Source organism: Clostridium sp. SM-530-WT-3G (assembly GCF_012843905.1).
GTDB lineage: Bacteria > Bacillota > Clostridia > Clostridiales > Clostridiaceae > Clostridium.
The window spans coordinates 1-12,278 of sequence record NZ_JABAGC010000059.1 but is presented as its reverse complement, the minus strand read 5'-3'; the positions used below and the strand labels follow the sequence as shown (position 1 = coordinate 12,278).

Sequence of the window (12,278 nt, the reverse complement as noted above, 5' to 3'; positions counted from 1 at the left end):
GAATGAAGTTTCATGACATAGTTTATTATCGGTATGGCTCTATTAGGGAGTATTTGAGGAAAAAGTTTATTAATGAGTAAAAAAATAAATTAGAAAAAGCTATTGAACTTTATGCACTTACAAAAGGGTTAATTTGAAATATTTTCTCCGAAGGAGCGTGGCGTAGCCACTTTTTTATCCATTATGCATAATTATTATAGACAAAATGTAAAAAATTTGAAATAATTAATTATGTGAATCTTGATGTACTAGAATGCGAATTTATATAAAAATGAAAGAGGAGGTAAAAAAGGGTTTATATTATGATTTTAAGTTTTTAATAAATTGAGGGGGAATATGAGTGGGAGTTGCTAAGAATAACTTTGGAAAAGTTATTACTAAATTATGTTTTATTATATTTTCTATATGTACTATATTCTATTATGGATCTGCTGTAAGGGTATATGCTGTAGATTCAAATGAAGATTTGCAAAATATTAATAAAACTTCTGGTACTGATAAATATACGTTGACATTGATTGAAAGAGGAAATATTAGTGAGCAGATAAAAGGTACAGATATAAAGCTTTACTATGATTCTAATGCTTCGAAAACACCAATATTTGATGAGACATTGTTGAAACAAAAAGTTGATTCTTTAAAGTGTCTTAATGCAAGTGTAGATATTGAATCTAGAAATCCTAAAATTGAATATGTAGACGGGTCTTATGTTATTAGGAAAGAGATATATGGAACTAGAGTTAATAAGGATTTACTTTATAAAAGTATAGTCGATGCTATAATTAAAAATGTTGATGAAATTAATCTAGATAAACTAAATGTTTATTATGACCCAAGTTATACAGCATCATCTGATAAAGTGATTCAAGCTAGAGATTTGCTAAACAGGTATGTTTCTACAAATATTAACTATTCATATGGTGGAAATACAAGACAAATAAGTGGCAATACTATAAAGGATTGGATATATATTGATGGAGATTATAACATAAGTATTGATAGCAATAAGGCTAGAAATATTGTTAAAGAAATTGCAGATGAATACACATATACTTTAGGAAAAACAACAGCTGTAAGTGGTGGATATAATGGGAATAATCATGGTTGGGAAGTGGATGTAGACACTGAAACAAATTCTTTAATTGACAGCATAAAAAGTGGACAATCTATGACTAAATATCCAGCATATAAACAAACGAAATCATCATACTATTTAAATAAGATAAAAGGCAATACATTTGTAGAAATAGATATGGAAAAACAATATTTATGGTTCTATAAAAATGGATATATAGTAGCAGAAGGAAATGTGGTTACAGGAAATCTAAGTCAAAGTGGATGTACTACACCAGATGGAGTTTACTCACTAAACAATAAACAAAGAGATACAAATCTTGTTGGACCTGATTATGTTTCTCCTGTTTCGTTTTGGATGCCATTCATAAGAAATAGTATTGGACTTCATGATGCAAGTTGGAGAAGTGAATATGGTGGAAATATATATAAGACAAATGGTTCTCATGGATGTGTTAATTTACCTTATTCATTAGCTCAATCTATATATAGTAATATTAGTATTGGAACACCAGTAGTATGTTATTATTAAAATTCAATTAAGGACATAAAAGTACAGTTGGCATTAAGTCAACTGTATTTTTCTTTAATATATTAATTTCACCTCTAATAGATTCAATACATTCTTTTATATTAAGAAATAGTGTTGTATACTTGAATTAGTAAAAAATCAACAGCAAAAATAGCAAAATAAAAGAGTAAACATAATATTAAATAATTTATAAAACTTGATAAGGAAAAGAAAGAATTAAAAAATAGGGGGAGGAATACATATGGATTTTATATTAAATATAGACAATTCAATACTTCAATTTATACAGAATAATATGAGAAATGATGTTTTAGATATAATAATGCCTAAGATAACTTCATTGGGTAATGCAGGTATAATATGGATAATAATATGTGTCATAATGATATTAAAAAGAAAGTATAGAAAATATGGAGTTATGATGGCAATAGCTCTTATATATTGTGCTATAGTTGGAAATCTTACACTTAAACCTATAGTTGCAAGAATACGACCTTTTGATGCAAATCCACTTATTGATGGGTTGTTGATTAATGCACCGACTGATTTTTCTTTTCCATCGGGACATACTATGGTTTCATTTTCTTGTGCATCTATTCTATTATATATGAATAAAAAAATAGGAATAGTAGCACTTATATTAAGTAGTGCCATTGCTTTTTCTAGATTGTATTTGTATGTGCATTATCCATCAGATGTATTAATGGGGATGATTATAGGAATTTTCCTTGCGTATGCTGCTATTAAAACTTATATTTTTCTAAGAAAACATAACTTTTTTAAAGTTTAAAGATATTTATATCAAATTTTAGAATAAAATAATACTTATTAATGTCTTCCATAAAATGTAAAGTGTGATATTATAATATAGGGTTGATTTTTTTGAGCATTTATGGAGGGCGATTAATATGAAGATGAAGTATCCTGCTATATTTACAGATAACATAGGATGTGATAAGGCAAGTGTATATTGCTATGATAATAAGTTTATCCTTGAAGTTAGAGGATGTACCTTTTATTGTGAAGGCACAGATTTTGATTTTTATACAGATAAACATGATCAGGCAGGTCATAAGTTTTATTTAAAAGGTAATGAACTTATAGGGTATGTATTAGATATAAGAATACCATTAGAATTAAAAAATGATAAATGTGATAAAGTTGAGAAGTTTATTTTAAGAATAGAAAGGCAGAAAAATTATTATAAAAATTCTCTTCTTTATGAGGAAAAAGAAACTGTTCACGAAGTTAAAGGGTATAATTTTAAACAACTTATAATTAAAATGAAGAAAGAATTATTAAAGGAATATAATTTGAATCTAAATATGCCTCTTTTATTAGGAATATAATAGTTTTATATAAATTAATTATTTAGAGGTCATATAATAGCTTTAAAGCAAAAGCAATGTAAACCTTAACAGGAATACATTGCTTTGGGGTTAATACACAATCTAGAAGGTTATGTTCATTTATATTATATTCAAATAAACATTATTTATACAAATATTTAGATGTATAAATGATGTTTATTAATTTTTTAAGTACATAAGTAAAAAAACACTTGTAAAATTTAAATAATAATTTTAATATATAAATATAAATAATATGTATAACGCAATGGGGCGTATCAATAATTTATGATTATTTGATATGCCTTTTTATTTAATTAAGCAATAATATAATGAATAGAGGGAGCAGTATGGATAAAATTGATTATAAAATAATAGAATTGTTACAGAAAAATGCGAGATATCCATTAAAGCATCTTGCAGAAGAAGTTTATTTATCAACACCAGCAGTATCTGCAAGAATTGAGAAACTTGAAGAGGCGGGAATAATACGAGGATATTCAGTTGACGTAAATCCACTTAAATTAGGATATAACATTAAGGCATTTATTAATTTAGAAATGTCACCAAAGCAGAAGCCAGAATTCTATCCTTTCATAGCAGCGTGTCCAAATGTTATAGAATGCAATTGTGTAACAGGGAAATATTCAATGCTTATAAAGGTGGCATATCATACAACTTTAGAATTAGATGCATTTATAGGAGAATTACAGAAATTCGGAAATACGGAAACTCAGATAGTCTTTTCTACACCAGTTGAGCATAGGGGAATAAATCTAAATGCAGATTTAGATTTGGAAGAAAAATAAACTTTAATCCATATTTGGGTGATAGACAAAGTAGTTGATGTAAAGAGGAATAAGTTTGAAAATCTTCTCATAAATTTATAGTAGTAAAATAGTGAGTATTATTAATTTGTATACAATCATAATATACTCATTATTGTTAAATAAAAATATGAGGAGGAGATATTGTGACTGAATACGAAGAAAAGTTAAATTAAAATAAGAATATCATCTTGAGGAATATTGAACAAGGTAGAATTGCTGGCGTAAATAAAGTTTCAGCTGTATTTGCAGTCGGCACAAGAGATGAAATTAGAAAAAATATGGTTACAGACCTAGCAATTTGGCTTCTTTCAGATGGTTATAAAGTATCACTTAAATCAGGAGAATTAGAGATATTAACCATTGAATGGGAATAAACATATAGCAGTGAAGATAATAGGCATATGTATCTCTTACATAAAGTGAAGTTATCTTTAAAGTCATATATTTTATATAGATTTTAAAAATATGTGATTATAAAAAAACAAGCTTTAAATAAAATTGTATTATTGGTTTTAATCATGAATTTATATATAGTAGTAAGGCAGGCAGATTAACTTATTTAAATCTGTCTGCCTTTATTAATTACATTTATTTATAAGAATAAGTACCATATTTTGAATTATATGAATAATTTAGATGTAACAGTGAAAAAAGTAAAATATACAGAATTAATATTAAATTATCGTATTTTATTAGATAATTGATAATGATTATGCTAATATATTATTAATGAAACATATGTTTATACGGAGATTACTATGGAAAAAGAAACTTATATACTAAATGTTATAAATGACATAAAAGGAGTATTGACAAAAAATGATTACGTCAAAAAGAGATATGAAAATGATTTAAAATGGCTGAATGAAAGGGAGAAACAGATAGCTAGAAACACTATAAGAATTGCTATTATGGGAATTACAAGTAGTGGTAAATCTACATTAGTAAATACAATAATAGGTGAAAAACTGCTTCCAATAGCTATAAAGCCAAGCTCAAGCATAATAATTACATGTTCTAAAGGAAGTAAAAGACAAGCTGTTATTTATTTTAGGGATAAAGACCCTCTTATAGTTGAAGGGGAAGAACTAAATAGTGATACTATAAAGATGTATGCAGATGAAAGTGAAAATCCTGAAAATAAGTTAAATGTAAGCCAGATTGATATTAGTTCTCCATCATTTCTTTTGGGAGATAATATACATATAATTGATAGTCCTGGTCTTGATGCATGTGATTTGGAAATACACGAAAAGATAACAATGGAAATGCTTCTTCCAACTATAGATATTTGTGTATTTTTAACAACTGTAAAGGCAAATAGCGATGAAATTAATGTGGAAAAAATACGAATTGTAAATGAAAAAAATAAAGAAATAATTCTTGTTCAAAATATGATAGATTCTGTTGAACCTAAAATAGGAAAAAACGGAGTTATAGAAGAAGATAAGGAAGTAATTCTTGAAAAGCATAAAAAAAGAGCAGAAAATTTATTGAAAATTGGGACTAAGTGTGAAAATGATGAATGTAAAAACTTTAAGGTAATTCAGATTTCTGCATTAAATGCATATAAAGGATTAATAGAAAAAGAACATGAATTATATGAAAAATCTAATATTGATGAATTTATAAGTGAGATTTATAAATGTATAGAAAATGTAATGCCTAAAATTAATGAAGCTAGAGGTATAAGTATTAAAGGAAAGATAGACAATATTATAGCAACAGATGAAAGGCTTTTAAGTGATGATATAAATACATATTTAAGCTCTATCAATAAAGAAGATATAGATGAAACTTTTAAAGAATTTAAATTTCTTAAAGGTGATATATTAACAAAGATAGGTTCAATGGATGATATGATTTATAAAATCATAAATGAAATAAATATTTCTGATGAAAAAGAACTTGAAAGCGTTAATTATATAATTGAAGATATAAATAAACATAATACTAAAATTGAAAATGAAATTTTATCAGTGGTAAAGAAATGTGAAAATAAGAAAATTGATATTTATAGTAAACTTAATTTAGATGAGAGATATAGTTATTCTATACCAAGTATGACTTATGATATTGTAGAATTAAAGCATAAGTATATACCAAAGAAACAGCGTGTAAAGAAGCACGGTGTATTTAATAAGGGAAAGAGGTTTTTCTCCAATGTATTTGATACTTCATGGGGATATGAAGAAAAGACAGAAGATGAAAAGGTAATTGATAAGGAAAATACAATAATAGAATTGCAGAATGTATGTAATATAAATCGAGTTAAGTATATTAATACTATAAATGAATGGAGTAAACAGTATGTAAGATCTATCAATCTTTTCTATAATGAAGTTAATAAACGTGAGAAAGAATTTATAAATAAGAAAAAGCAGGATATAAATGTACCTGATGTTAAGTATGTGCACGATAATCTTATAAAAATAAGAGAAGCAATAAAAATTCAGAATCAGAATTCTGAACAGAAATCATATAATGTTGATGAAAAAGAAGCAAGAATAGTTACTAATAAAAAATATAAAGTAGACTACTCAAGAAATTCATACAATATTTATAAATTAGTAAATAATATAGTGGAAAAAAATTATCTGGTTGTAGGAAATTATATTCATGCAAAGCAGAGTAAAATTCTTCAAGGAGAACCTAAAAAGATATTCTGGACATGGGATCTTAATGTGTGCCAAAGTTTTATCTTTAGAATGTGTGGAGTATATTTATATGATAAAAATATAGAAGAAATAAAGAAGAATGGTATATTTGAATTTGAAGATATGTTAATAGTTTATGAAGATGGAATAAATAAGATTAAGTTATATGAAAGGATTAAATATCACTATGGACTTAATTATAGCCTTTTTATAATTTTTAATGGCATACAAATAGGGAATTCTAAGAAACATATATTAAAGAATTTAGCTTTAAATGAATTTATTATAAGTAATAATGTGGTTACGAATCTTGTAATAGATTCATCAGTAGAATTTATACATGGAAACAGCATGAAGGAATTATTAACAGAAGTAAATGCTTTAAAGAAAGAATTAGAAGAGGAATGTGCAGAAGGGAAATTTGGATATGTTTTGATAAATTCCAAAAATCCTATTTATAACATTACTTTAATTGAAGCTCAAGAAAAGAAGAAGTTTATAATAAGCGATTACAAGGATATAAAAGAAAGAGTGTTTAGAAATATATTATCAAAAGGTAATGAAGAAAAAGAAACAATAGAAGATATTCTTACTTATTATTTAGACTATAATTTATAATAAGAAAACAGAATATTTTATAAGAAAGTCATTATATATTATTATATACTGGAGGATAAGATGGAAAACGACTTAATTTCAATACAATGTGATGAATTTACAAAAAATATGATGAATGAGATACAAGAGGATATGATAAGTTCATTAAATAGAGTATCTAAAAATATGACTCAGGAAGTTATAGATAAACTTAAGCCTATGGAAAAAAAGATACAGGATTTTAAAAATAGTTTTGAAGATTTTGTAGAGGATAATGAAGAGTTTACTGATAAGGTTAATTCATTAAGTAGTTCTTTAGATGATATTTTAAAATCAGTTGAAGTTATTATAGAATCATCAATTGTAAAAGTAGTAAATGAACAAAGTAAGATGATGGTTGAACATAATAAGATTCTTAATGATAACCTGCATAAGCTTCTTGATAATATAGTGCAGATACAGGATTCTGTTATTACATCAAAAGAAGAGATAATAGATGAAGTAAAAAAGATTGATAATACTGAAGTAAGAGCATCAATAAATTCGCTAGAAGAGAAAATTGATGATAAAATTGATAATATAAATTTTGAACCACTTGAAGATAAGCTTGCAATCTTAGGTATTAAGTTAGTTAAAGAAGCTTCAGGAAATAAGGATCTTATTTTAGAAAAACTTGAAACAATACAAAATGATGATATTTTAAATAAGATGACTGAACTTGAGCAGAAGGTTGATAGTAATTATTTTAGCGGTAAGGAACTTCTGTTAGAAAAAGTTGATAGTATTAAAGATAAAATAGATCAAAAAGAGTTATTGATTCAAATAATACATGGATTTGAAAAAGAATTTGCAAGTAAAATAGATAGTATTAAAGAAGAAGTAGAATGGGGAAATAAATCAATATTTGCGAGAATGTTTGGTAGAAGAAAGAACAGACCTCAAAAGATTGACGATGAAGAAATTTAGTATTGTTAAAGTCCCTAAAGGAGAGAAATTATGACATATATAGATTTAATCAATGATAAGAGATTTAATTATTTATTAGAAAAGTATATGAATAGTGAAAGTGCAGGAATTGACTACAAAAATTATTTTAAACATTTCATAGAAAATATGAATAAGAGCGAGATTATTATTCCTGTTCTCGGAATTCAAGGGGCTGGGAAAAGTAGTTTTTTAAATTCGATTTTAATGGATGAAAATATACTTCCTACTGATGTAGATGAAACTACATGTGTACCAGTAGAAGTTCGTTTTGGAAATGACACATCACGTGCACAAGTTCATTTTAAAGGTAGAAATATGGAAGAAATACATATAAATGATCTTGAAAAATATGTGCATAATGATTATAATCCAGCAAATGAAATTGGTGTAAGTAAAATTGTCATATATAATAATAGTGAAATATTAAAAGATAATATTGTACTTGTTGATTTGCCTGGAGTAGGGAGTTTAACTCCAGAAAATCAAAAAACTACTCTTGATTATGTTAATAAGCTTGTGGCTGGGATTTTTATGATAAGAACTAACCCTCCTATAACTAGAACTGAGAAGAACTTTATAAATGCATTGTGGCCAAAGCTTTCAAACACTATTTTTGTACAAAATAAGTGGAATGATGAGACAGATGAAGATGCTGAAGATGCAAAAGATCATAATGAAGGTGTGTTAAATGGAATAAGCACTTCACATAATGATAGTAGAGAAGTACATGTTAATGTAGTAAATGTATATGAAGCAGTAAAAGGAAAATTTACTAATGATCCAATACTTTATAATGAATCAGGAATAAATAAAGTTATTTCAGAAATAAAAGATATTTCTAAAAAATATAATTATAATTTAAATGAAACATTAAAGATAAAAATAGAAGAAACTTTTAAGAACCTTGAAGACAGGATACAGAACTTTATAAATGCTTCAATGAATGAAGCTAAAGTAAATGAAGCAGAAAAACAGAAGCAGATAGGTGAAATAAAAGAAATACTTTCATATAATAAAAATTACTTCAGAGAAATAAGAAATTATGCAAATGATGAAATGGATAAAATAATTGAAGAAGCATCTTATATAATAAAAGAAAATATGGAGAACTTAAGATATAACATAAAGAATGTTATAAATAGAGGACTTGTAGATGGTGAAATGTTAAGTTCTATTTATAAAGAAAGCTCTGATAAAGCAGTAAATAATATAATGGATGAAGTTCTTGGCATTACTAGTGAGCTTATTATAAACCTTAATAAGAAACTTAATTATGTAACTATAAAAGGTTTTGATGGCACTTATGAGAATATATCATTCTTTAATAAGGAAAGTTCTTTTAAATTTGAAAAATCAATTCCGCCAATATTAGGTTTAAGTACAGGAATTATAGGTGCAGTAGGAACAGTTGCAAGTCTTGGTGGTCCTCTAGGAGTTTTAGTAGGTATGGGAATAGGATTTGTTTTTTCTATAATAGGTGATTCTATAAGGAAAGAAATATTAAGTACAAGAGCAGAATATACTATCAAGGACTTAGAGCCTATGATTGAGGATCTTGAAAATTACTTAAGAGAAGAAATACTTGATGATTTAAGAGCTAAAGCTCAAGAAGTTGACAATTCTATTAAAGAACTTAGAAAGAAAATTGAAAGTACATTTAAAGAGGATATTTTAAGTATATCTAGTCAGTATGATGCAGATTATAATGAAAAACATACCATAGAGTTTGAAAAGGATCTTAACATTCTAAAGAGTTTAAGAAGCATGATTTAGATGTAAAATTATAAGACTTTAATAAATTATTTGAGATAATTAGTTACTATAACATATAAGCTCCTATAATAAAGTATATAGGAGCTACAAAAAAATAAGGAGATGATTATAATGAACGTTTTTGAGACATGTATAAAGAGACAGGAAAGAATAGATTCAATAGTTGAAGCACTTAATATAGATGATATTACATATAAAAACCTTTTGGTAAAGGATAGAATTATGAATCCTTCTCATTTTGTTGTTATGCTTGGAGAAACAAGTGCAGGGAAGAGTACATTGATAAATAGTCTCCTTGCCAAAAAGGCACTTCCTGAAAGTGTAAAACCTACAACAGGTGTAGTTACTGAAGTTGTTATTTCAGATGATGAAGAAGAAAATTTATTAAAAATAAGAAGAGACGCAAAAGTTGAATCAATAGAAAAAGAAAGTTTTGATAAGTTTACTATAAAACCTGCTGATGATATTCATAGACTTAGATATGTAGGAAAAAGTAAAAACGATAAATATAGTGGAATAAGAGTATTTGATACTCCAGGATATGGTTCACTTGTAGATTATCATGAAGATGTATTAAAAGAATTTATACCAGAAAGTGATTTTATAATATATGTTGTTTCGTATAGAGTTGGGCTAAATGATGACGATTATCAGTTCTTAAAGTATGTAGGCGAAATAGTAGGAAATAAAGTTGAAGTTGTTCTTGCAGTAAATATGTGTCCAAGTGGTGTTGCAGAACATAATAAGAGAATTTTAGAAATTCAAAAAAACGTAAATGAATGTATACATAAGGATGTAAAAGTATTTTGTATAGAAAGTAGTAAAGAAAAAAATCCAGATGCATCAGTACTTTGGGATTATATTTATGAAAGAGTCAATGATCCTAGTAAGAAGAAAGAGCTTGGTGAAACACTAAGAACTTATCAAGATTATATATTAGGTGAATGTGAAATAAAAGTTAATTCTAAAATAGCCAATATTGAATCTGAACAAAAAGATATAGCTGAAAGAAGAAAACTTACTAAAGAATTTAATGAAAGAAAAGAAGAGATTACTGGTGTTTTAGAAAGAGGATTTACTAAGACTATAGTAAAATCTATAAAACTTATAGATAAATCGGCTATTGATATTAAAGAAAATATTACAAAATATATAAATGATGAGGCTAAGTGGACTAAAAGAGAAGAAACTTACTCATATATGCAGCATTATTATGTACCAAAGTTAACAGCTGAAGAAACAGAAAATATTCTTACATATATAGAAGATGAAGTTATTCTTTTAGATAAGACTATAGAAGATATGATGAATAAGACAACAGCTGCACTTGAAGATAAAGTTAAGATAAACGTTCCGTGTTATAGTGAAGTAATGGATGGTATTTTGAAGAAGCATGTGGGTGATGAAATTAAGCAGGCAGCTGTACAGATGTTTAGAAATGTTAAAAAAAGCGATAAAAATTCTAAAAATGCTGATATATACAGTAAAAATTTAAAAAAGCTAGAAAATTCATTAACTAAGCATGGTAATATAGGCCTGGCAAAAATAATAAAAGCAATTAGGGCGACTTCTATAAAAGGAATAACTCGTTATTTAAGTGTATTTACTGATTCTATGATATATATTTATGATACAATTGCATGGCAGAAAAAAATAAGTGATATGGCTATGGAAGCAATTGATAATTGGGCAAAGGATGTAGAAAATGCCATAAGAAAATATGTTGATGAACTCAAAGAAAGCAATAGAAATGAAGTAAATGCTTTATTTGATGAATTAGCAGAAGAATTCAAAGAATATGAAAATGTGGACAATATAGAAGAAGATATTGATTATAATACATTATTAAATCTTAAGAGAGAAATAGATTTTAGTCTTCATAAATGTCTTTTTCATATAAATTCACGTAAATAAATATAAAGAAAGAGATATTCTATAAGATAATTTTTTTATTGATTTTTGCATGAATTGAAAAAATATAATGCTAGGCATATAATATATTATGATTTATAGTTATAGAGAGGGATGATTTAAATGAAAGTTGAATTTTGCCGCCTTGACAGTGGAGATGTTGTATTTACAAAGGACTCAAAAGATTTAGAGAATGTTATAAATGTAATCACTAAGATAGGAACAGAAATACATCTATCATTTAGTAAAGATGATTTTATTCATGGTTATGTGCAAAACATAATGTACAGAGTAGATGCAGAAAATAGTGATGAAAGCATAAGAGTATATTTTTCTAAAGATTTTTCTAAATCCGCTTATGCAGAGAGAATATCCCCAGAACATTTAGGAACAGCAAAAATTAATGGGAAAATTGATTAATAGAAATATAAATAATAAGTAAGAATAATTTTCTTACTTATTATTTTAGGTGTGCCCAGCATGGGCACGTGCTAATCGGTGAAAGTCCGTGTTCTTACCTGGGGAGGTCTGATAGATATGTACCAAATGAATAAAATTTCAAGGTTAC

10 protein-coding genes are annotated in these 12,278 nt (G+C 26.5%); all 10 read left to right on the top strand.

Annotated elements, in window-relative coordinates:
- Positions 1-340: 340 nt before the first annotated feature.
- The 10 genes from HF850_RS14585 to HF850_RS14540 all read left to right on the top strand — a co-directional run bounded on the left by HF850_RS14585 (position 341) and on the right by HF850_RS14540 (position 12,130).
- Positions 341-1,606, top strand: a complete 1,266-nt coding sequence (locus tag HF850_RS14585) for a L,D-transpeptidase family protein (RefSeq protein ID WP_169106156.1) — start codon at positions 341-343, stop codon at positions 1,604-1,606.
- Between the two features lie 241 nt (positions 1,607-1,847).
- Positions 1,848-2,396 carry a phosphatase PAP2 family protein gene (locus HF850_RS14580; protein WP_169106155.1) on the top strand — a complete coding sequence of 183 codons (549 nt, stop codon included), beginning with the start codon at positions 1,848-1,850 and terminating at the stop codon, positions 2,394-2,396.
- Between the two features lie 118 nt (positions 2,397-2,514).
- Entirely contained in the window at positions 2,515-2,955 is a 441-nt protein-coding gene (locus HF850_RS14575) for a DUF6304 family protein (protein ID WP_169106154.1), read from the top strand.
- Positions 2,956-3,305: 350 nt separating this feature from the next.
- Entirely contained in the window at positions 3,306-3,764 is a 459-nt protein-coding gene (locus tag HF850_RS14570; protein ID WP_169106153.1) for an Lrp/AsnC family transcriptional regulator, read from the top strand.
- A gap of 203 nt (positions 3,765-3,967) precedes the next feature.
- A complete protein-coding gene (locus HF850_RS14565) occupies positions 3,968-4,159 on the top strand; it encodes a hypothetical protein (protein ID WP_347564443.1) in 192 nt (63 codons plus the stop codon).
- 384 nt (positions 4,160-4,543) lie between these two features.
- On the top strand, positions 4,544-7,060 hold the full coding sequence (locus HF850_RS14560) for a dynamin family protein (RefSeq protein WP_169106152.1): 2,517 nt from the start codon (positions 4,544-4,546) through the stop codon (positions 7,058-7,060).
- A gap of 60 nt (positions 7,061-7,120) precedes the next feature.
- Positions 7,121-8,005: a hypothetical protein gene (locus HF850_RS14555; protein WP_169106151.1), complete on the top strand. Its 885-nt coding sequence runs from the start codon at positions 7,121-7,123 to the stop codon at positions 8,003-8,005.
- Between the two features lie 30 nt (positions 8,006-8,035).
- Positions 8,036-9,799, top strand: coding sequence for a dynamin family protein (locus HF850_RS14550; RefSeq protein WP_169106150.1), 1,764 nt, complete (start codon positions 8,036-8,038; stop codon positions 9,797-9,799).
- A gap of 111 nt (positions 9,800-9,910) precedes the next feature.
- Entirely contained in the window at positions 9,911-11,713 is a 1,803-nt protein-coding gene (locus tag HF850_RS14545) for a dynamin family protein (RefSeq protein ID WP_169106149.1), read from the top strand.
- A gap of 120 nt (positions 11,714-11,833) precedes the next feature.
- Complete coding sequence (locus HF850_RS14540) at positions 11,834-12,130, top strand: hypothetical protein (RefSeq protein ID WP_169106148.1); 297 nt, start codon at positions 11,834-11,836, stop codon at positions 12,128-12,130.
- The last annotated feature ends 148 nt before the right edge of the window (positions 12,131-12,278 follow it).

Excerpts from the sequence above, each read along its gene's own strand:
- HF850_RS14580 (WP_169106155.1), top strand. The coding sequence starts at position 1,848 with ATGGATTTTATATTAAATATAGACAATTCAATACTTCAATTTATACAG.
- HF850_RS14575 (WP_169106154.1), top strand. The coding sequence starts at position 2,515 with ATGAAGATGAAGTATCCTGCTATATTTACAGATAACATAGGATGTGAT.
- HF850_RS14570 (WP_169106153.1), top strand. The coding sequence starts at position 3,306 with ATGGATAAAATTGATTATAAAATAATAGAATTGTTACAGAAAAATGCG.
- HF850_RS14560 (WP_169106152.1), top strand. The coding sequence starts at position 4,544 with ATGGAAAAAGAAACTTATATACTAAATGTTATAAATGACATAAAAGGA.
- HF850_RS14555 (WP_169106151.1), top strand. The coding sequence starts at position 7,121 with ATGGAAAACGACTTAATTTCAATACAATGTGATGAATTTACAAAAAAT.
- HF850_RS14550 (WP_169106150.1), top strand. The coding sequence starts at position 8,036 with ATGACATATATAGATTTAATCAATGATAAGAGATTTAATTATTTATTA.
- HF850_RS14545 (WP_169106149.1), top strand. The coding sequence starts at position 9,911 with ATGAACGTTTTTGAGACATGTATAAAGAGACAGGAAAGAATAGATTCA.
- HF850_RS14540 (WP_169106148.1), top strand. The coding sequence starts at position 11,834 with ATGAAAGTTGAATTTTGCCGCCTTGACAGTGGAGATGTTGTATTTACA.